We start from the raw sequence: 20,358 nt of genomic DNA, 5'->3' as shown, positions 1-20,358 counted from the left end.
AGATAATCAATATAGTCAACTGGAACAGTTGCCAAAGCCCTCTATGAATTCAATACAAAATATACTCAAATTCCTGATTTATAGTTCAATTGGCGTCTTTATGTTTTTCATACCGATAGAATTCAACCAAAAGAGTTCTATTCCACTGGATCATTTTGTTACATGGATCAAAGATCATATTGGTTCCTTCGCCTCCTATTATGCTATTATTCTCGTGCTCTTAGGAGCGATCGTACCTTTTTATCATAAGACATGGAAGAAAAGCAAAGTAGATATGGCCATCACCTTTTTTAAGGTAATCGGAGCAGTTGCTTCAGTGCTTGTTTTATGTAACATTGGACCCTCCTGGCTCTTGGCTGATGATATGGGACCCTACTGGTTCCATCAATTGCTGATCCCAATAGGCCTTTTAGTTCCAATCGGCAGTGTATTTTTGGCTTTACTTGTCGGCTATGGGTTGCTTGAATTTATCGGCGTATTCATGCAGCCTATCATGCGCCCTATTTGGAAAACACCCGGCCGTTCCGCCATAGATGCTGTAGCTTCTTTTGTCGGAAGTTATTCGATTGGCCTATTGATCACTAACCGAATTTATAAGGAAGGCAAATATACGAAGAAAGAGGCAGCTATCATTGCAACCGGTTTTTCCACTGTTTCGGCGACATTTATGGTTGTGGTCGCCAAAACTTTAGATTTAATGCCGATTTGGAATCTCTATTTCTGGATGACATTTTTGGTCACTTTTTTGGTGACCGCTTTGACTGTCCGAATATGGCCGTTACGCAATATGAGCAATGAGTATTATTCTGGCGAGGGTTCACCGGAAGTAATCATCAGAAAGAAACGGTTTAAATTTGCGTGGGAACAAGCTATGATGACTGCTCAGCAATCTCCCCGGATCAGCACGAATATTGTTATGAACGTTAAGGACGGATTTATGATGGCGATGGGGATTCTTCCTTCCATCATGTCGATAGGTTTATTGGGGCTCATACTTGCCAACCATACAGTGGTCTTTGATTATTTCGGTTATCTATTTTATCCACTTACACTCTTATTGCATATCCCGGAACCTATGCTCGCAGCCAAAGCGGCCGCTATTAATCTAGTGGATATGTTCCTGCCTTCATTAGTGGTTTTAAAAGCAAGCCTGGAAACGAGATTCATCATTGGTTCTCTCTCTATTTCTGCCATCTTATTCTTCTCGGCATTGATCCCATGCATCATGTCAACCGAAATACCAATTAAAATCAGTGAAATCCTGGGAATCTGGTTCATAAGGACTGTATTGACTCTAATCATCATAACCCCTATCGCCTTTCTATTTGTATGAGAGTGCCTAGTAAGTTGAATCATGTATTCGCAACGTTGAATTTTATTTAGGAGGATGATCGCTATGGCCAACACGAAAACAAAGGTAAAAGTAGACTTACTCATTCAAAATGCCAATGAAATCATAACGTGCAAAGGAACAGGTCTGCGGGACATTGGTGTCTTGCATCATTCAGCCATCGCCATCCATAACGATGTTATAGTTGGCGTCGGCAAGGAGGAAAAACTAAGTGAGTTCTGCGATTTTTCCGATGCTAAAACAATCGATGCCACCGGGAAGGTAATTGCTCCAGGGTTTATAGATTCACATACCCACCTCGTCTTTTACGGTACACGCGTGGAAGAATATGCAGCCAAGTTGACTGGTGAAAGTCCTGAAAAATTGAAGGAACTTGGTATCACAACCGGGCCTTCCAGAACCGTTGAACTGACACGCCACACCCCATCTGAGGACCTATACCAACAATCCCGAAAACGAGTCCTTGCCATGCTGGACTGCGGCATTACAACCATTGAAAGCAAAAGCGGATATGGCCTGACTACTGAAAGCGAAATCAAAATCCTTGAAATTGGAAGGCAATTAGATCAAGAAACACCTTTAGATATCTTTAACACCTTTCTTGGGGCACATGGTTTTCCAGAAAATACGTCAAAAGAGGAGTATATGAAAATCCTACTCGATCACATGATTCCTGAAATCGGAAAGCGAAAACTGGCAGAATTTTGTGATGTTTGGTGCGACGAAGGATATTTTACTGCAGACGAATCCGAAACCATCCTTCAAGCCGGCTTAAAATATGGCATGCAGCCCAAAATTCATGCAGATGCCTATTCCTATATCGGCGGGACAGATTTGGCTGCCAAAATGAACATGGTCTCTGCCGATCATTTAAACTATACGCCCGACGAAGTATTGAAAAAGCTGAAAGAAGCAAAGGTTACAGGCGTTCTTATGCCTGCTCTTGATTTTGCCGTTCGCCATAAGAAACCTTTCAATGCCAGGAAAATGCTGGACATGGGCATGAGTATTGCCCTTGCTACCGACCTTTGCCCTGCTTGTTATACCACTTCCATGCAATTCGTAATCGTTTTAGCATGCCGTTTATATCAATTCTCCGTGGAAGAAGCTATTCTTGCAGCTACTTACGGGGGGGCTCAAGCTCTTGGTTTGAGCGACAGAGGCCGGATTGAAAAAGGGCAATTGGCAGACCTCCAGATCTGGGATGTCCCTGGCTACAAACATATTGCTTATGAACTGGGCACAAATATTGTAGAAACAGTGATTAAACGCGGGAAAGTGGTTGTACAGCATTAGTCTTTCAATATAAATAATGAGGTGATATGAATGAACATTAATCAATTGTCTAAAGCGTCGAAGCTGATCAATACTGATCGTTTAATGGATACATTCCTGGAATTAGCAAAAATCAACGCACCAAGTACAAAGGAACAAAAAGTGGCTGATTATTTGACCAATATGCTAACAGAGCTAGGGTTTTCTCTGCAATTTGATGAAGCACACCATCATTTCAATGGAGAAGTCGGCAATCTTGTTGCTTATCTGGAAGGAACCAACCCTTCCATTCCCCCATTATTCTTTTCTACCCATATGGATACGGTCCTGCCGACAGAAGGCCTTAAGCCTGTCATCAAGGACGGCGTGATCCATTCGGATGGAACAACCATACTTGGAGCAGATGACCGCGCTGCTTTGGCAGCATACTTGGAAGCCATACGTACCATTGTTGATCATAGGTTGCCCCATGGACCAATCGAATTCATTTTAACCGTCAATGAACAGCCTGGACTCATAGGAGCCCATTTCCTGGATTACAGTCTGGTAAAAAGCAAATCAGGATATATTTTCGATAGCAGCGGGGATGTTGGTCAGATTATCTTAAAAGGTCCATACAGCAGCCGGATTTTTTTTGAAGTTGAAGGAAACACTGCCCACATCGCCCTCAATGCTGAGGAAGGGAATAATGCCATTCTGATTGCTTCAGCTGGAATAGGCAATATGAAATTAGGTTCGATATCGGAAAACACAGTTGCCAATATCGGGATCATAAACGCCGGGGAATTGACTTCCATTATTCCAGGAAGTGTTCAAGTAGCCGGTGAAGTACGAAGCTTTTCCCAAGAGGAGCTGAATGCTCAGTTGCAGCATATGGAAGACGCAATGAAACATGCAGCTGAGCAAAAAGGCGGAAGCGTGAAGATTCGATTCGAAAAGAAATATGAAGGGTTTGATATTCCTTCAGAGAATATCTTAGTGAAGACGGTTGAATCAGCATGCCATTCCATTACAGTCCCTTCCTATTTAACAGAAACTTTGGGTGGGGCAGATACAAATAAACTGAATGAGAATGGATTAACCTGTATTACACTCGGGCTTGGTTTTCAAAATATTCATTCCTTCAGAGAATGTATCAGCATCGAAAATTTAATAAACACTGGAAAGCTGACCGCTGCCCTAATTGAACAATGGCATGATTCCCATAAATAATCAGTCATCCTGGTTTAACGGCTATTGCCAACCCGCATTCGTTATAAACTGAATTTTCAAAAAGGAGATAACCATTATGGCCGACAATCAACTTCTCAAAACCGGACTGCTGGAAATAGATGGGTACACATTGGACCGGTACAAGATTCAAAAAGTAGTGGATCACAAGATGACTATTTCAATTGCAGATTCAAGCTTGGTTCGTGTAAAGGAAAGCAGAAAAAGAATTGAGAAACAGATCCGTGAAGGAAAAGTCGTTTACGGTGTCAACACAGGGTTTGGAAAATTAAGTGATATTGAAATACCGCAGGATGATATTTGCAAATTACAATTGAATTTATTGCGCGCGGATGTAGTCGGCGTCGGCGAACCGTTGCCTATACCAGTGGTACGGGCCATGATGATTCTTCGGGCCAATTCTTTGGCGAAAGGATTTTCTGGAATTAGAGAGGAAACGCTTCAGCTGCTAATTGACATGATCAACAAAGGCGTCCACCCTATCGTTCCTTGTAAAGGCTCTGTTGGGGCGAGCGGCGATTTAGCACCCCTTTCCCACATAGCCATCGTTCTGGTGGGTGAAGGCAAGGCTGAATATAAAGGAGAAATCCTTACAGGTTCTGAAGCATTGAAGAGAGCCGGACTGCTGCCCGTAACGTTGGAAGCAAAAGAAGGCCTTGCCCTGATAAACGGAACACAAGCTATGTCAGCAGTCGGGGTAATTGCCTTGAATGAAGCAGAAAGGATTGGGGTCGCAGCCGATATGGCTGCCTCTCTTACTATGGAAGCATTGAATGGGGTGATATCTGCCTTTGATAAAGATTTGCTAGCAGTTCGGCCGCATCCCGAATTGGAAACAGTAGCCGACAGGATGAGAAACTGGCTTGAAGGGAGTAAAAGAATAACACGCCAAGGGGAGATCCGGATACAGGACGCCTATTCAATCCGTTGTATCCCCCAGGTACATGGCGCTTCATGGCAAGCATTCAATTACGTGGATGAACGCCTAGCGATTGAAATGAATTCAACAACAGACAATCCTATCGTCCTAGAAAGCGGTGAGATTCTGTCTGGAGGACATTTCCATGGCCAGCCAATCGCCCTCTCCATGGATTTTCTGAAGGTGGCTGCCGCTGAATGGGCCAATATCTCCGAACGCCGGACAGAACGGCTGGTCAATCCGCAGCTTAGCGGCTTATCTCCTTTCTTAGCGATAAATCCCGGCTTAGAGACTGGCCTAATGGTAGCACAATATGCAGCTGCCTCTTTAGTTTCCGAAAATAAGGTACTTGCACACCCGGCTAGCGTCGATTCAATCCCCACATCGGCAAATCAGGAAGACCATGTCAGCATGGGCACTATAGCAGCCAGACAGGCGCGGGATATCATCCATAATACCGCACGTGTTATTGCAATCGAAATGATCTGTGCTTCCCAGGCTATTTATCTTGAACAGGCTGAGAACCAGCTGGCGCAAGCAACAAGAAACTATTTGGAACGGATCAGGCACATATGCCCTCCCCTGCAAACAGACCGTGCTATAGCGGAGGAAATGGAAGAACTTGCACAGTTTCTATTAAAAGATCATTCGTTAATTCAATGGTCATAACAATCGAGGAGGTTATTGTATGGATCGGCAAAATGTTAGCCAAACCCTTATGGACCAAGTCATTCAATGGAGACGCCATTTTCATAGAAACCCGGAATTAAGCTACCAGGAGTTCAATACTTCAAACTATGTCTTTGACACATTGAAAACGTTCGGAAGCTTAGAAATATCCCGTCCAACCAAGACAAGTGTAATAGCCAGGCTAATAGGCGCCTACCCAGGGAAGACCCTTGCATTGCGGGCAGATATGGATGCCCTTCCTATCAAGGAAGAAGCTAATGTCCCCTTTTCCTCCAATAATCCAGGCGTGATGCACGCCTGTGGACATGATTGCCATACAGCTATGCTGCTAGGCGCTGCCAAAGTGCTGACAGAATATCGGCACCAATTGCATGGTGAAATTCGTTTCATCTTCCAGCATGCCGAAGAAATGTTTCCCGGCGGGGCAAAGGAGCTGGTCGCTGCAGGTGCCATGGAGGGTGTGGACCAAATCATCGGCCTGCACGTGTTCACCATGATCCCTGCTGGAAAAATAGGTATCTGCACCGGGCATTTCACCGCCAACTCGGATACATTCGATTTGACGGTTATCGGCAAGGGCGGGCATTCTTCACAGCCTCAGGATACAATAGATCCCATTGCCATCGGATCTCAGATTGTGACGAATCTCCAGCATATTATTGCACGCAATATCAATCCAAAAGACCAGGCAGTTGTGGGTGTTACAGAATTCCAGGCTGGAACTGCGAAGAATATTGTGCCTGATACGATTACAATCGGCGGGTCCATCAGAAGCTTTTCACAGGAGGTCCGACTGCAGGCATCCCGATTAATTGAACAGATTATCTCCGGATTGACAATTGCCCATAACGCCACTTATGAATATGAATACACCTTTGGATACAGCTCTGTTTTTAATGATGCTGTATTGACCCAAAAAATAGAAGAAATCATCATGGATGAATTCGGCCCAGACTACCTTCTTCATGTGGACCCATTCATGGGCGGAGAGGATTTTTCCGCCTACTTGCAGGAAGTTCCCGGATGCTTTATCGGAATCGGTGCCGCCCATTCAGATGAGAGCTTAAATTTCCCTCATCACCATCCACGTTTCAGCATCGATGAAACATCCCTTGAAATAGGGGTAAACCTTCTCATCGCCGCTTCTCTAAAGCTGTTGGCAGAACCGGTCAAAATGGCCTAATTAATATCATTGCTAAATACACTAAGCGAAGATGGGGGAAAAATAATGATACATGAACCAATCATTGCCACTATGGTTATTTTGGGATTGGTGGCAGTCGGGGAAGTTATTTCTATAATCACTAAAGCGCGCGTGCCTATGCTATTTATTGCATTAATGGGGTACCTTGTCTTAATATGGACGGGAATCATGCCCAAAACATTGATTGAAGACTCCACTTTCCTGACAGTAGGCGCTGTCTTGGGTACTGCTCCCATCCTGGTCCATATGGGCACTCTGATCCCAATCAAGATGGTCAAGCTACAGTGGCGGGCTGTTGTCATCTCGCTTATCGGAATCGTTATTGCGACCACACTCATCCTAACCACTGTTTCTCTCGTATTCGATTATAAAACAGCCGTGGCTGGAACAGGTCCATTGAATGGAGGCATCATTGCCGTCATGGTAACCTCCGAAGGTTTAAAGAACATTGGTTTTTCAGATCTCGTCACGATTCCCGCCTTAATTATTGCCTTACAATCGCTAGTCGGCATCCCATTAGCCTCTTTTGTATTGCGTAAATACGCATTAAAGATGCGGGCGGCCATAGACAATAAGCAATTCGTCGCAGCCACTGCCATTACAGGAGATTTGGATGACGAAGAAAATGGTCCCGCTAAAAGAAAAATGATTATCCCTGAAAAGTACCAAAGCAATCTTGTCCTGCTTTTCATGCTGTTTATTGGCGGGTCTTTGGCTGTTGTACTTGAACACTACACAAATATTCCGTACAGCTTATGGGGCTTGGCAATCGGGATTATCGGAAGGCTGATCGGCTTTTATCCTGAAAGAGTCATGGAGCGCTCCAACAGTTTCACAATCGGTATGGCGGGCATCATAGTGATCATCATTGCTATGATGAATGATATTACATTTGAAATGTTCATCGCCCGCCTTCCCGAAGTATTTATGATTTTACTGGTTGGGATTATCGGCCTGATGGCAGGCTCCTTTATTGGGGCCAAGCTATTCAAATGGGATCCTTTAAAGGCCATACCGGTCGCACTCACTGCCACATTCGGCTTTCCGGCGGATTATATTGTCTGTGAAGAAGTCAGCCGCAGTGTCGGCAGGACAAAGGAAGAAAAGGAACAAATTTTCAATGAAATCTTAACCCCGATGCTAGTTGGCGGCTTTTCCACCGTCACCATTGGTTCAGTAGTGGTAGCAAGTATACTGATCAAAACGCTATAGATGAACAGGAACTGTCTGTATTCCTTCAGAACAGTTCCTTTTATTTTGCCTTCCTATGCAGCAGGCCTGGACACATACAAAATGAGCCAATCGATCATAACGAGCATAGCAAAAACAATGGATAGCAGAGGCTTTCCCGCTGCCAATAAAGCACAGGTACACAGCCCAAACACAAGCAGTTCAAGCAACCATTTCACCATCCCCTTCACCGGAATCGCAGCTTTCGGTGAAATGAACATTCCCCATATGGCCGCCATCAGGAGCGGGCTTCCCATGCCAAGCAGAAGCTTCCACACATAACTGTTTCCAGTCGAAAATCCCCCGTAAGCTAATGCAGCAAGCCCGCACATTTCCAATAGAAACCGCAGCCCAAGCCCAATGCCATATACCATAACACGCACCTCCCATTCTCTACTTTCTTCTGCATACGGATAAGCTTCTCCTGTTTTCCAAGAAATGAATAAAGGCAAATACCCAAAACCTGGGGTATTTGCCTTTTACTATTGTTGATCGAGATGCTTCCTCAGCATCTTGACTTCGTTGGTCATAATCACGTCCACTTTGCCGTTCAACAGGTCAAGCGTTTCAACATCGTCCACTGTATAGACCCGCAGCTTTGTTCCGTGCAGGCGGAGCCTTTGCGCTTCTTCTGTAAACGGAAAGTCTGGCGTGCAATGGATGGCCTCGGCATCCAGCTCCTTTACCCATCGTTCAATGCGGGGTATCCGATGATGAAGAAGGATTCCGATCCGGGCATCCGGCGCCGCTTCACGCAATTCCTCGAGAGTTGTCAGGTTAAAGGAGGAGAATACAGTATGGTCGACCATATTGAATGCCTTCACCAGCTCATATGCTTTTTCAGCCATGCCATCGTATGGGATCAAGTCTGTTTTCAGCTCAATATTCAATGTAAAATCCTTCAGATCCCTTGCCCATTCGAGAACATCCACCAGCCTTGGGACATAGTAATCTTCTTTCCCGCCTTTAATGGTCAGCGAGTTGATGCTGTTATAATCTTCATCCTTGACCATTCCCTTGCCAGAAGTCGTTCTGTCTAATGTTTCATCGTGGATGATAACCAGCTCGCCGTCCTTGGACAGTTGAACATCGAACTCAATGCCTTCGGCGTATGGAACAGAGGCCTTGAATGCAGCCATCGTATTTTCAGGAAATTTAGCGCTATATCCCCTATGGCCGTATAGCTCCATCACTTTGCGCCCTCCCCCAGCGATTTCGTTGTTTCCTCTGCCGCACGCTTCAGTGCGTCTTTCACCTTTGTTCCCTGATATAAACTTTCCATCGCTGACACAACACTTTGCCGCGATTGCGGGAAGGAGGAAATCAATGCGCCCTGTGTCGCAGATGTTGCCTTCGTATCATGCAATTGATCGACTGTAACCTTCAGTTGCGGATATTTTGCCCACATTTCCTTTACGACAGCCTCGTCATACGCCTTCGGATTGATTGCAAAATAACCTGTCATTACATGCCATTTAGCCTGCGCTTTCGGCGTAGCTACATACTTCATGAATTCCCAAGCCCCTTTTTGCGTTTCCTCGGAAATGCCGGAGCCCATCCATAGTGAAGCCCCGCCAATCACGACTCCTTCCCGTTTACCTTCATCAGGTACCGGTAAATACGAAGCCCCGACCTCAAACGGCGAATTATCAGCTAGTGCACGGATCCCTGCAGAGGAATCAAGGAACATGGCTATTTTTCCGGATTGGAACGCAGCCCGCATATCATCCCAGTTCTGGCCGACATTCATGAACGTGCCTTCATCATACATATCCTTAATCAGATTGAAGGCATTCCTTCCTTCCTCGCCATCAAAGACAGCCTTCTTAGCGTCGCCGCTTCGGCCATTTTCCTGGTCCACATAAAGGCCGCCCTGTGCTGCCACCAGTTCCTCGAAGAACCAGCCATAATTAAGGATAGAAAAACCATATTGCTTTGTTGCCGATTTATCCTTTATGGTTAATGCTTTAGCCGCTTTTTTCAACTCATCATACGTACGGGGCGGCTTTTCCGGATCAAGCCCCGCTTTTTTGAATGCATCTTTATTATAGACAAGAATCGGGGTGGATGAGTTGAAAGGCATAGAGTATTGCTTGCCATCGACTTGATAGTAATTGGATATATTCTTTTCCCATTGGGACGTATCATAGTTTTCTTTATCAATGAAGGTCTGTACAGGGGTGATTTTCTTGCTGTTGATCATATATTTCGTCCCTACTTCGAAAGTCTGCATAATCGCAGGGGCATCCTTCGTTCCTGCGACGGCATTGAATTTAGTCAGCGCTTCTTCGTACGTGCCCTGGAAAATCGATTTCACTTCATACGTATCCTGCGATTCATTGAAATCCTTCACTTGTTCCTTCAGGGCCGTCTCGGCATCTCCGCTCATCGCATGCCAAAAGACAACCTCCGTCTTGCCATCCTTTGTCTTCGTGGCTTCCCCTTCCGTCTTCGTGTCATTTCCCGAGCAACCGGCCAGCATAAGAGCAGCACTGAAAAGACCTGCCAGAATCCTTTTTTTCCAACTGATTTTCATCATTTTTCCTCCAAGCATTTTTTGGTTATTGCTTTCCCTATTTAAGTGCACCTTGTGTCAGCCCTTGCTGCAATTGTTTTTGCCCTAAGAACAATAGAATAAGTGTCGGAACAACAATCAGGATGACAGCCGCCATAACAACACCCCAATCGGAGGCGATTTCATTCGACTGCATCTGCTTAATCCCAATTTGAACAGTGCGGGCCTGCTCTGTATTCGTCACAAGCAATGGCCATAAATACATATTCCATGTGGTGAGGAAGCCATAAACGGCCAATGTGGCTAGGCTCGTCTTCGATACAGGCAGCACTACATTCCAAAAGAAGCAGAAACGCCCGACACCTGCCACCTGCGCCGCTTCATAAAGCTCATGCGGGATGCTCTTGAAGTTTTGCCGAAGTAGAAATGTACCAAACGCCAATGTAAAAAATGGAACCGATAGACCTAAATACGTATTCGTCCAGCCGAGGCTTTGGATTGTCTGAAAGTTCGGCACCATCGTCGATTCCCACGGCACCATCATGGTCGCCACGAACAGGAAAAAAATCAGGTTCCTCCCCTTGAACGGAATGAACACAAAGGCAAAAGCCGCAAGACTGGATAATACCAGCTGCCCAATCATGACGATCAGCGACACCACAAGGCTGTTCAATAGATAACGAAGCAGCGGTACCCTTTCAAATGCCTTGCTGTAATTGTCGAATGAAAAAGAGCTGGGCAGCAACTTTCCCTGCAAAACCTCCCCGCTGTTCATGAAAGAAATGGACAGGGCATACACAAGAGGAAACATCACTAGGACGGCACATAAAACCAGCAACAGGTAGACACTTGTTTTTCGGACCATGCTCATTGATAATGGACCCTCCTTTCACCGATCTTGAACTGCAGCCAAGTCAGGACAAGGACGCATACAAACAACAGAACAGCCTGGGCGCTCGCTCCGCCGACATTATAATTGATGAATGCATCCTTATAGATACTGTAGACGATGACATTGGTCGCATCTGTCGGCCCGCCTTTTGTCAGAATATCGATTTGCCCGAAAGTCTGGAATGAATTGATCAACGTCACGATGATGACGAAAAACAAAGTTGGCGACAGCATCGGCAAAGTGATTTTCCGCAATTGATACCAATAGCCCGGCCCTGCAATCCTTGCACTTTCATAGAGTGTCCGGTCGATATTCTGCAATCCGCCGAGGAGAACGAGAAATGTGAACCCGAGATTCATCCAAACCGTCGCCAACGATACCGAAAAGAGCGCATACTTCGGATCCAGCAGCCATTGTATGCCGCTCCAACCGAAGAATTCCAGAAGCTTGTTCACAACTCCGATAGAAGGATTGTACATGAACATCCAAATAACAGAAGAAGCTGCGACACTCATTCCCATCGTTGAAGAAAAAAAGGTACGGAACAGCCCGATGCCGCGCAGTTTTTCATTGGCCAGTAATGCCAAAACAAGCGAAAGGACCACAGTCAAAGGCACTGTGTAAAGCACGAATCCGACTGTTGCCTGCACACTTTGCCAAAATCCAGAGTCATGAAAAAGCTGCGAATAATTATCCACTCCGATATACGACAATGGCTTGCCCTGCGTATCTGTCCGAAAAACACTTAAATAAAACGTACGGACCAATGGATAGACAAGGAAAATGCCAAACAGAACAATGGAAGGTGCCAGGTACAGCCACCCTGAAAAGTGGCTGAACAAGCTGGTGCGACCTGCTTTCATGGCTGGCTGTTTAGCGAATTCCGCCTTCATAGTGCATCCTCCTGTTTGTCTTCAAATTCCTTGCCGCTAGCAGTTCCGCGATATCGATCCCCATCCTCATCAAAAAGAATGATATGCTCAGGCGCCACATAGCAGGGCACACGCTGTCCCACAGAGAGCTTCCATTGGCCGGGCCAGCGGGCAATCCATTGTTCATCCCCCATCGCAAAGCTGATTAACGTTTCTGTCCCGAGCACTTCCACATTCAGGAGCTCGGCAAAAAAGCTTACATCTTGCTCAGCACGGACAATATGCTCGGGGCGGACGCCAAGCTTTCCGCGCTGCCCGGCCCTTCCGCTTGCCAAAAGTGCCTGTCCGGAGGGGAGCCGCCATCTCCCCTCCTCGAATGCTGCATCACTCAAATTCATTGGTGGGGAGCCAATGAACGACGCTACAAATGTATTGGCCGGCTCATTGTAAATATCCAAAGGCTTGCCCACCTGTTGGACAACCCCATGATTTAAAATCATCATCCGATCGGCCATCGTCATCGCTTCCACCTGATCATGCGTCACATAAACCATCGTCAAGCCAAACCGGCGTTGGATTTGGCGGATTTCCGAGCGCATTTTTGCCCGCAGCTTCGCATCCAGATTCGACAAAGGCTCATCCATCAAACAAATCGGCGACTGTGTGACAATCGCCCGGGCCAGTGCAACCCGCTGCCGCTGTCCGCCCGACAGCTGGCGAGGCTTTCTTTTCAGTAATTCACTTAAGCCCAGCAGTTCCGCCGTTTCCAAACATCGGCCTCTCTGCTCTACCTTTGATAAACCTTTCGTATACAGCCCGAACATAATATTCTGCTCCACATTCAAATGCGGGAACAGCGCATAGTTTTGAAACACCATCGACAGCTGGCGCTTATTGGCCTGAAGCTTATTGGCATATGTACCATCAATCCACAGGGAACCATCGGTAATCTCCTCAAGACCGGCAATCATCCGCAGAACTGTACTTTTCCCGCATCCGGACGGACCGACCAACACAAAGAATTCCCCTGCTTCAATCCTTACATCAATGCCCTTAATCACTTCTTCACTGTCATACTTCTTCCGCAAATTCTCCAAAATCAAAGACTTCATTCCTAAACACCCCTTTCAATTCAGGAACTATCTGCTTTCCTTCAATAGCTTTTCCATTCCCATACGTGCATTTTTTGCCTCCTTTCACCCCGAAACGGAGCGAATCTCCATACTTTATGATAAAGGGCTCATGTTGAGGCACTTTAGAGGTTATGTAATAATTTATGAACTAGTTGTTAAAATAGAATTTACAATTATCAGGAAAATAGTTGCGAAATAGTCTTATATGGGAAAAAATCAGGTCTGGCTCACTTGTTTAGAAAGGTCTAAAACAGTTGAGCTGCTAATAACATGAAAATAGAGTGACGTCATTTGCCTGACATCCCTATTCATTGTATAGCTGTAACCATACATTTCATTCATCTCCTTTTTAATGGGTTGTTGAGCAATTCTTTTCATCTATGTAGAACGAAGGAGGAATTCTATGCCAAACCAAGGTTCGATACCCGGCCATATTACAGAGCAGCAATATAATCAAATGTTAATTGCTCCAGAATCATTTGCCGCAAAGCCCGAATCACTCACCGAACAATTATTTATAGAACGATCACTGACTGAAAATCAATTCTGGCTGCGGATCATGAAGGAACATGCCTTATTCCTGGGGGAAGGATTTAATCAAAAAGACAAGAATCTGATTCAACAAGCACAGCGCTTTTACCACTATTTTGAGCAACAGGAAAAGAAAGCGTATAAGACAGCACATAATGTAGAATTAGTCAGAAAACTGAATGAAGAGAGCATCGAATTAGTATACGGTTTCCGCAATTTCAAACGAAATCTACTAATCCTAATCATCAATTGCAAAGTAAGCGGCTTTAATTTTCCTTTGCTTGTCGACCATATTGCCCGGGAAGCCGAGTACTTCATGAAAACACTTCAAAAATTCAACAAAGGCATCCTTGAGCCTATTCAGGATGCCATTATCAATGAAAATGTTTTCTGGTTGCGGATCATGATGGAACATTCCCGTTTTATCGGTTCTTTACTAGATCAATCCGAACGAAATCTAGTGAAAACCGCCCTCAAGTTTGGGGATGACTTTGAAACGTTATTAAATCAAGCAAGAGATGTAGAATCCATGCTATATCGAAAGCAGCCTACATACCCCATTATCGGCAAAATGAATAAAGATAGTGAAAATGCAACTACAGAATTACAGGAATTCAAGAAAGCAGGCTTGGAGTTAATCCAAACCTGCCAAATTAAAAGCGTCATTAATCCCCTCTTGGCCGACCATGTAGTAAGAGAAGCAGGGCATTTCCTTTATATGATCCAAATATTAGAAGATCGATTGAATACAAAGAGAGAAGCAGAACAACTGTAACCGTTTCAACGGTCAATAAGACAACACTACTTTCCTTCGACTTGAAGGTATTTTTTATCTGCTAATCGATTCGATTACTGAGCCATATGAATCCGCCCTATTTTTTCTGTACGAAAAAAAATCGCTATTCCATGAGCAGGCTAATCGCATCCAACAGAATCACAAAATCCGTCCCCATAAAAAACAAGAATGCCATAACATGCGCATTCTTGTTTTTTATGGATTCTTTATTTTATATAGTGGGATAAGGCTGATTATTACTCCGTATCGTGAATCCAGCGTGCATAGCCTCCCCGTTGATTCAACACGTCATGGATTCCATTGGCCTGAAGGATAGATGTTGCGATAGCTGAACGGACACCGGATCCGCATTGAACCATAAGCGGTTTATCGTGATTAACCGAATGAATCTGATCAGGCAAATCGCCAAGCATGATATGCTGCGCTCCCATAATATGTCCTTCATTCCACTCAGCCTTTGTCCGGACATCCAATACATTGATTTGTTGCCCATCTACCTCCTCTACCACTTCTTTAGGCTCCACATTGCGGTAGCTTTCGGCAGTTGGAGCAACGGCAAGCAGACGATCAATGTCTCCGAACGCCATGAATGTGTCTGCCCCAATAGAATAAAGGGCGGTGCGGACTTCCTCCAAATCCTGTACATGGCCGATTATACAAAGCGGTTTCTCATATTCAACTAGCCATCCAGCCCAATTGGCAAACCCTTTATTCAACGGAATATTGATGGTTCCATGAATATGCTTTTGGGCATAATCTATTGAAGGCCGGATATCTATCACCTGTGTCTCACCGGTAAGCAATTGATCGAGCTCCTGATAGGAATGGAAAAGATGTATCTCCGGCAGCGAGCGGATCAAAGCCGGACCTTCCTTATTCACTTTTTTCATTTGTGCAAAATAGTGCGGAGGCTCCGGCTGCCCATCCAAGAGTTTATCAATGAATGCTTCTTTTTGATTATTAAGAAATGCCCAATTGAATCTTCTTTCATAGCCGATCGTCGATGAAGGAACTGCCCCAAGGGATTTACCGCAGGCGCTTCCTGCTCCGTGCGCTGGCCATACTTGAAGGAAATCAGCGTATTCCTTGCTGTTCTGGATGGAACGGAACATATCTTCCGCCCCTTTGCGCGAGGAGTCCTTCACTCCTGCCGCTTTTTCCAACAGATCAGGGCGTCCGATATCTCCAACGAAAATGAAATCGCCTGTAAAAATGCCCATCGGTTCATCGGCTTTTCCTCCTTCGTCCGTTAAAAGGAAGGATAAACTTTCTGGTGTGTGCCCAGGTGTATGGACCACATCGAACTTCACCTTGCCGATACGGAATGTATCTCCATCCTTTAACAATTGCACGTTTAGACCATCAAGATTTTTGTAGGACCAATCCTCACCACCTTCATCCGATAAGTATAATGTCGAACCGCAATGATGGGCCAATTCACGAGATCCCGATACAAAATCGGCATGGATATGTGTCTCGACTGCACCAGTAATCTTAAATCCTTCTTCCTTCGCTACCTTCAGATAAGGATCGATATGTCTCATCGGATCGATGACCATCGCTTCGCCTGTAGCCTGACAAGCGACCATATAAGAGGCATGTGCCAGTTTTTCATCATAAAAATAACGCAATAACATAAGTAAGTTGCTCCTTTCACTTCACTAGTTCCATATTTATAGTAGATTGTTAATTTGATCCTCATTACATGTTTTTCATGTGGCTTCTAATACTCTACCCGGTATTCTATAGGCAAAACATATTCATAGGATCCATGTTAGAAAAAGACTGAACAAACGTATTCAACACCCTAAAAATACCATTCGAAGATAAATATGTTAATATAGTCAGAGACCCTTATTAAAGCACCCGCCCTATTATCGCTTTATATTTTTTGGATAATTATAGAATACAGTCTAAAGTGTTTATACATATAACCTACTTCATTCGCTAGCAAGTTCTAGAATTCCATACAAAAGGAGCATCTACATGCTTATATACAAACCTATTGCATTCATCCACTCTTTTGTGATGATCCTTTTCATCATCCTTTTTTTCTATGTTTATATGGAAGTTTTATGCATTCTGCCGGGAGGATACCGTATTGAATCAATTCATGACGAAGTGGTTAGCGTCCAACAGATGAATACGTTCGGTATGAAGACTCACCACTATACACTCCACCTGTCCAAATATGAATATGTATCGGTCGATGACATGAAGAAAGCCATAAATCAGGAAAAAGAGACGTATAGTCTTTTTTATACAATTGCAACATTCTGCACTTGGCTAACTATTCATCATTATCGGAATGGCAAAAATTTGTGGGAAGCCGTGTGGGAAAGCAGAATATGGCTCATCGTTTTGATGACTTCCGTTACGGTATATAACAGCGCCCAAAATGTTCATCGATTGATTGAACTAGCCAGGTAAAATAGCAGATTAATTGGAGAAGACAATACTGTGGAATCAGAAACGGAAAGATTTTCTATTCTATTGCTTTTGGAGGATGTATGAATCTAGTAAAACGTGTCGCCCTCATAACTATTTGTGCTTTGTTTCTAGTGAATTAGTTACCATAAAACAAAACCAGTAGCAGGGAAACATACAGATGATCGTTTCCCTGCTCCCTTTTTCTGATTAAAAGAATTCATACAATCCATTGTTAAAATAGGTGAACTCTTCCTCCGATACTTTATATCGCTTATATCCCTCATAGAAGGACTGCCGTTCCTCTTCACTGAATTTCCTGATAGCCAGTGACTCATCATAGCGTGGGTCGCCATAGGCCATTCCTGCGACATCAATAAACATCTTCACCTCACTATCGGTGACCAGGACGTTATCCGTATTACAATCACCGTGTATAACCGTATGCTTGACTCTCATTGGCTTGTTGGATTTTAATGTTTCCAAAAGCTCCATATCGCCATCTGCTTCGCCAAGCTGCACGTACTTTTCTGCCTTGGATAGCTGCTCTTCCAGCCAGTTTTCCTCCTGCGATAAAAGGTCAGTATCTGTTTCGTGAAGCTGCTGCAACAGGTTGCCAAACCCTCTGATCAATCTATGTCTTTCCTCAGGATTTTCTGCTATTTTTAAGGCTTCGGTCAAATTGGCGCCTTTTTCATAAGACATGATTAAATGGCTGCTATCGTCATCCTCGAAGTATCCATAATAGACCGGCGTGTTAATATCCTTCGATCCCCCCAATCGGTTAAGCACATCAGCTTCCTCTTTCAGCCACTCCCGATATTTTTGCTTATATGAGCTTTTCAGTAAGTAGGCCCCTTTTGCCGTCTCTAAGACTTGCACTACCGAAGTGCAGCCTTGCTGGGGCAGCATACGGCTTCCGGTTATATCTCCTATGATAGATACGATCGTATCCTTTAGTAATGGTTTCACGTTTTTACCTGCTTTCTTTTTTATACAACTTATTTGCGTTACCCTTCCAGCAGACCAATCAATACAAATAAGATAAAGACAAAAGTGATGAATACAATCGAGAAATTGGATTCTTGCTGAGTACTCTCCTTCTGCTTCATGCCCTGTCATTCACTGTCTTAATAACTTCCTTCTTCCTGTCATATTTTCCTGCATTTATTTATTAAAAGCAGATTATTTCGCCAAGCAAATAATTGTACAAATTCTGAAAAAGGCGCGATAATATAGTTAGAAATTCTAACTATATTACGTTGTAAATAACACTTACAAAAATAGGGAGGGAGCCGCTATGGATCTTTATTCTACTGTCTACCGTTTTAACAAGTGGTACGTTGTAAGGCTGCAGGAGATTTGTTCCGATTATGGAACAACGCCCGTCCAATGGCTGGTGATGTATCACATCTCCCTTCACGAAGGCTGCACCAGCAAGGATATCGTAAACGAATGGTCCGTTGAAAAACCGACCGTTTCATACTATGTCCGCAAGCTAAAGGAACAAGGCCTGCTCCAATTCACGAGCGGGCGTGACAAACGGGAAAAATACTTATCTTTGACTTCTGAAGGGGCATCTCTTTGCGAAAGAATCAATGAGAAAGTAAAAGAACTGCAAACCTTTGTCACTGAGCCGTTCACTGATAAACAAATCGAAAAATGGACCGAACAAGTGGAAGTATTGGGAGAACGAATGAAAGCATTCAAAAAAGGGTGAAGCAATCTGTTCAACCGTATTTTTGAACAGATTCTATATAAAAACAAAGGGGATAGAAATCATGGAATTCAAACATGTCACCATCGCAGGCAGCGGCGTACTAGGAAGCCAAATCGCCTTCCAAACAGCATTCAAAGGATTCAATGTGACCATTTATGATATCAATGAAGGAGCCATTGAAAAAGCGAAGGAACGTATTACAGGCCTTGAAAAGACATATGCCGCTTATTTTAAAAATGAGCAGGAAGCCGTTCAAACTGCTCCATCGCGCATTCAATATGCATCTGATCTTGCGGTTGCTGTCAAACAAGCTGATCTTGTAATTGAAGCCATTCCAGAAGTGGAAAAGATCAAACAGGACTTCTACAAAGAACTGGCAAAAGTAGCTCCGGCCCATACCATCTTCGCAACCAACTCTTCGACCATGCTGCCAAGCCAGTTCGCAGAGTATACCGGACGCCCTGAAAAATTTCTTGCACTCCACTTTGCGAACCGTGTATGGATGAATAATACAGGCGAGGTCATGGAGCATGCCGGAACCGATCCAAAGGCGGTCGAAGAGGTGCTTGAATTTGCAGCTGCTATCGGCATGGTACCGCTCCATATCAAAAAAGAACAGCCCGGCTATATCCTCAACAGCCTGCTTGTTCCGCTATTGGATGCCGCACAAGGACTATGGGGCAAGGGCGTTGCCGATCCGCAAACAATCGACAAAACATGGATGATCGCTACAGGCGCACCGATGGGCCCATTCGGCATTATCGATATCGTCGGACTGCAGACCGTCTATAACATCGTCAGCACCAAGGCCGCACAGCATCCGGAACAAAAAGGATACAAAGCAATCGCCGACCTTGTCAAAACAGAGTTCATTGACAAAGGCAAGATGGGAATAGCCTCCGGTGAAGGATTCTATACGTATCCAAACCCAGCTTATAATGATAAAGACTTCTTACAGCCTTAAAAAGGATAAAAAGGGTGGCTCCTGTTCTTCTTGGACAAGGGCCACCCTTTTAGTTTAATATGACATCTATTAAGAAGATAGTGGTTCCTCTTTATACAACGACAAATTGTAATGAAAACTCCTTACCTGTCACCTGATATATTACACTCAATAAAAGCTGCGTATACCTGCCCTCCAGCCAATCTCTTGCAAATTCATTCGGAGTGCCAAATGTCAGTTTATTCCCTTCTATAGAAACGAATGAAAGATTTGCCAGCCAGGTCTCATAACTTGGCTTGCTTACTTTCGTACTCATTCTTTCTTTCACTTCAGTCAAGAAATGGATGTGTTCATCCTTTTCAATATCGGTCTGACTTATTCTTTCTTTCTTTTCTTTGGTCGTCAATCCATCTTCGAGTTCCATCTGTAGGATCAATTCGTTAATCATAAGGCGGATTCGACTTAAATCCCCTTCAAGCGAACATTCTAGCTCTTTTAATTGCTTTAAAAGAGCTATTGTCGTGTTTTTGTCCATCTTCCCGTACTCCTTTTCTCATCGTATGAACATTTCATTATATCACCTTTCAGTTTCTAGCATTATTAGTTATTAGCATGGAAGATACGAGACAA

At 44.3% G+C, this 20,358-nt stretch carries 19 protein-coding genes; 10 read left to right on the top strand and 9 right to left on the bottom strand.

Annotation, left to right across the window (positions count from 1 at the left end):
* Positions 1–43 precede the first annotated feature (43 nt).
* The 6 genes from ABC357_RS06145 (at position 44) to ABC357_RS06120 (ending at position 7,881) form a co-directional block, all read left to right on the top strand.
* On the top strand, positions 44–1,333 hold the full coding sequence (locus tag ABC357_RS06145; protein ID WP_412888593.1) for a YjiH family protein: 1,290 nt from the start codon (positions 44–46) through the stop codon (positions 1,331–1,333).
* A gap of 63 nt (positions 1,334–1,396) precedes the next feature.
* On the top strand, positions 1,397–2,647 hold the full coding sequence (gene hutI / locus ABC357_RS06140) for an imidazolonepropionase (protein ID WP_412886654.1): 1,251 nt from the start codon (positions 1,397–1,399) through the stop codon (positions 2,645–2,647).
* Between the two features lie 30 nt (positions 2,648–2,677).
* Positions 2,678–3,838, top strand: coding sequence for a M20/M25/M40 family metallo-hydrolase (locus ABC357_RS06135; RefSeq protein ID WP_412886653.1), 1,161 nt, complete (start codon positions 2,678–2,680; stop codon positions 3,836–3,838).
* A 76-nt stretch (positions 3,839–3,914) separates the two neighbouring features.
* Positions 3,915–5,444, top strand: a complete 1,530-nt coding sequence (hutH, locus tag ABC357_RS06130; RefSeq protein WP_412886652.1) for a histidine ammonia-lyase — start codon at positions 3,915–3,917, stop codon at positions 5,442–5,444.
* A 19-nt stretch (positions 5,445–5,463) separates the two neighbouring features.
* Positions 5,464–6,648, top strand: coding sequence for an amidohydrolase (locus ABC357_RS06125; RefSeq protein ID WP_412886651.1), 1,185 nt, complete (start codon positions 5,464–5,466; stop codon positions 6,646–6,648).
* Between the two features lie 45 nt (positions 6,649–6,693).
* On the top strand, positions 6,694–7,881 hold the full coding sequence (locus tag ABC357_RS06120) for a hypothetical protein (RefSeq protein WP_412886650.1): 1,188 nt from the start codon (positions 6,694–6,696) through the stop codon (positions 7,879–7,881).
* Positions 7,882–7,934: 53 nt separating this feature from the next.
* On the opposite strand, the gene ABC357_RS06115 is transcribed toward ABC357_RS06120, so the two are convergent.
* From ABC357_RS06115 to ABC357_RS06090, 6 genes are all read right to left on the bottom strand, one after another.
* Positions 7,935–8,273, bottom strand: coding sequence for a YrdB family protein (locus ABC357_RS06115; RefSeq protein ID WP_412886649.1), 339 nt, complete (start codon positions 8,271–8,273; stop codon positions 7,935–7,937).
* Positions 8,274–8,381: 108 nt separating this feature from the next.
* Complete coding sequence (locus ABC357_RS06110; RefSeq protein WP_412888592.1) at positions 8,382–9,089, bottom strand: glycerophosphodiester phosphodiesterase family protein; 708 nt, start codon at positions 9,087–9,089, stop codon at positions 8,382–8,384.
* Positions 9,089–10,435, bottom strand: coding sequence for an ABC transporter substrate-binding protein (locus ABC357_RS06105; RefSeq protein WP_412888591.1), 1,347 nt, complete (start codon positions 10,433–10,435; stop codon positions 9,089–9,091). Before ABC357_RS06105 ends, ABC357_RS06110 begins: the two co-directional genes overlap by 1 nt.
* Before the next feature lie 37 nt (positions 10,436–10,472).
* On the bottom strand, positions 10,473–11,285 hold the full coding sequence (locus ABC357_RS06100) for a carbohydrate ABC transporter permease (RefSeq protein WP_412886648.1): 813 nt from the start codon (positions 11,283–11,285) through the stop codon (positions 10,473–10,475).
* On the bottom strand, positions 11,282–12,169 hold the full coding sequence (locus ABC357_RS06095; RefSeq protein WP_412888590.1) for a carbohydrate ABC transporter permease: 888 nt from the start codon (positions 12,167–12,169) through the stop codon (positions 11,282–11,284). The genes ABC357_RS06100 and ABC357_RS06095 overlap by 4 nt, the downstream gene beginning before the upstream one ends.
* Before the next feature lie 26 nt (positions 12,170–12,195).
* Positions 12,196–13,290: an ABC transporter ATP-binding protein gene (locus ABC357_RS06090; protein WP_412886647.1), complete on the bottom strand. Its 1,095-nt coding sequence runs from the start codon at positions 13,288–13,290 to the stop codon at positions 12,196–12,198.
* 424 nt (positions 13,291–13,714) lie between these two features.
* Between ABC357_RS06090 and ABC357_RS06085 the strand changes: the two genes are divergently transcribed.
* The gene (locus tag ABC357_RS06085; RefSeq protein WP_412886646.1) at positions 13,715–14,617 is read left to right on the top strand and encodes a DUF2935 domain-containing protein; all 903 of its coding nucleotides are present in this window, start codon (positions 13,715–13,717) and stop codon (positions 14,615–14,617) included.
* A 257-nt stretch (positions 14,618–14,874) separates the two neighbouring features.
* On the opposite strand, the gene ABC357_RS06080 is transcribed toward ABC357_RS06085, so the two are convergent.
* Positions 14,875–16,275: an MBL fold metallo-hydrolase gene (locus ABC357_RS06080; RefSeq protein ID WP_412886645.1), complete on the bottom strand. Its 1,401-nt coding sequence runs from the start codon at positions 16,273–16,275 to the stop codon at positions 14,875–14,877.
* Positions 16,276–16,624: 349 nt separating this feature from the next.
* On the opposite strand from ABC357_RS06080, the gene ABC357_RS06075 reads away from it, so the two are divergent.
* On the top strand, positions 16,625–17,068 hold the full coding sequence (locus ABC357_RS06075; RefSeq protein WP_412886644.1) for a hypothetical protein: 444 nt from the start codon (positions 16,625–16,627) through the stop codon (positions 17,066–17,068).
* A gap of 207 nt (positions 17,069–17,275) precedes the next feature.
* Here ABC357_RS06075 and ABC357_RS06070 read toward each other — a convergent pair whose 3' ends face one another.
* The gene (locus ABC357_RS06070) at positions 17,276–18,037 is read right to left on the bottom strand and encodes an aminoglycoside phosphotransferase family protein (RefSeq protein WP_412886643.1); all 762 of its coding nucleotides are present in this window, start codon (positions 18,035–18,037) and stop codon (positions 17,276–17,278) included.
* 328 nt (positions 18,038–18,365) lie between these two features.
* Here ABC357_RS06070 and ABC357_RS06065 point away from each other — a divergent pair, with 328 nt between their 5' ends.
* Together ABC357_RS06065 and ABC357_RS06060 are read left to right on the top strand one after the other, a co-directional pair.
* A complete protein-coding gene (locus ABC357_RS06065; protein WP_412886642.1) occupies positions 18,366–18,785 on the top strand; it encodes a MarR family winged helix-turn-helix transcriptional regulator in 420 nt (139 codons plus the stop codon).
* A 61-nt stretch (positions 18,786–18,846) separates the two neighbouring features.
* Positions 18,847–19,749, top strand: coding sequence for a 3-hydroxyacyl-CoA dehydrogenase (locus tag ABC357_RS06060; protein ID WP_412886641.1), 903 nt, complete (start codon positions 18,847–18,849; stop codon positions 19,747–19,749).
* A 91-nt stretch (positions 19,750–19,840) separates the two neighbouring features.
* On the opposite strand, the gene ABC357_RS06055 is transcribed toward ABC357_RS06060, so the two are convergent.
* Entirely contained in the window at positions 19,841–20,263 is a 423-nt protein-coding gene (locus tag ABC357_RS06055) for a DnaA N-terminal domain-containing protein (RefSeq protein WP_412886640.1), read from the bottom strand.
* Between the last annotated feature and the right edge of the window lie 95 nt (positions 20,264–20,358).

It is taken from the genome of Bacillus kalamii, assembly GCF_047238185.1.
Taxonomy (GTDB): domain Bacteria; phylum Bacillota; class Bacilli; order Bacillales; family DSM-1321; genus Bacillus_AD.
Note: the sequence above shows the minus strand (reverse complement) of the source record. Positions and strands in the feature narration are given on the sequence as shown.

Excerpts from the sequence above, each read along its gene's own strand:
- ABC357_RS06145 (WP_412888593.1), top strand. The coding sequence starts at position 44 with ATGAATTCAATACAAAATATACTCAAATTCCTGATTTATAGTTCAATT.
- hutI (WP_412886654.1), top strand. The coding sequence starts at position 1,397 with ATGGCCAACACGAAAACAAAGGTAAAAGTAGACTTACTCATTCAAAAT.
- ABC357_RS06135 (WP_412886653.1), top strand. The coding sequence starts at position 2,678 with ATGAACATTAATCAATTGTCTAAAGCGTCGAAGCTGATCAATACTGAT.
- hutH (WP_412886652.1), top strand. The coding sequence starts at position 3,915 with ATGGCCGACAATCAACTTCTCAAAACCGGACTGCTGGAAATAGATGGG.
- ABC357_RS06125 (WP_412886651.1), top strand. The coding sequence starts at position 5,464 with ATGGATCGGCAAAATGTTAGCCAAACCCTTATGGACCAAGTCATTCAA.
- ABC357_RS06120 (WP_412886650.1), top strand. The coding sequence starts at position 6,694 with ATGATACATGAACCAATCATTGCCACTATGGTTATTTTGGGATTGGTG.
- ABC357_RS06115 (WP_412886649.1), bottom strand. The coding sequence starts at position 8,273 with ATGGTATATGGCATTGGGCTTGGGCTGCGGTTTCTATTGGAAATGTGC.
- ABC357_RS06110 (WP_412888592.1), bottom strand. The coding sequence starts at position 9,089 with ATGGAGCTATACGGCCATAGGGGATATAGCGCTAAATTTCCTGAAAAT.
- ABC357_RS06105 (WP_412888591.1), bottom strand. The coding sequence starts at position 10,435 with ATGAAAATCAGTTGGAAAAAAAGGATTCTGGCAGGTCTTTTCAGTGCT.
- ABC357_RS06100 (WP_412886648.1), bottom strand. The coding sequence starts at position 11,285 with ATGAGCATGGTCCGAAAAACAAGTGTCTACCTGTTGCTGGTTTTATGT.
- ABC357_RS06095 (WP_412888590.1), bottom strand. The coding sequence starts at position 12,169 with ATGAAAGCAGGTCGCACCAGCTTGTTCAGCCACTTTTCAGGGTGGCTG.
- ABC357_RS06090 (WP_412886647.1), bottom strand. The coding sequence starts at position 13,290 with ATGAAGTCTTTGATTTTGGAGAATTTGCGGAAGAAGTATGACAGTGAA.
- ABC357_RS06085 (WP_412886646.1), top strand. The coding sequence starts at position 13,715 with ATGCCAAACCAAGGTTCGATACCCGGCCATATTACAGAGCAGCAATAT.
- ABC357_RS06080 (WP_412886645.1), bottom strand. The coding sequence starts at position 16,275 with ATGTTATTGCGTTATTTTTATGATGAAAAACTGGCACATGCCTCTTAT.
- ABC357_RS06075 (WP_412886644.1), top strand. The coding sequence starts at position 16,625 with ATGCTTATATACAAACCTATTGCATTCATCCACTCTTTTGTGATGATC.
- ABC357_RS06065 (WP_412886642.1), top strand. The coding sequence starts at position 18,366 with ATGGATCTTTATTCTACTGTCTACCGTTTTAACAAGTGGTACGTTGTA.
- ABC357_RS06060 (WP_412886641.1), top strand. The coding sequence starts at position 18,847 with ATGGAATTCAAACATGTCACCATCGCAGGCAGCGGCGTACTAGGAAGC.
- ABC357_RS06055 (WP_412886640.1), bottom strand. The coding sequence starts at position 20,263 with ATGGACAAAAACACGACAATAGCTCTTTTAAAGCAATTAAAAGAGCTA.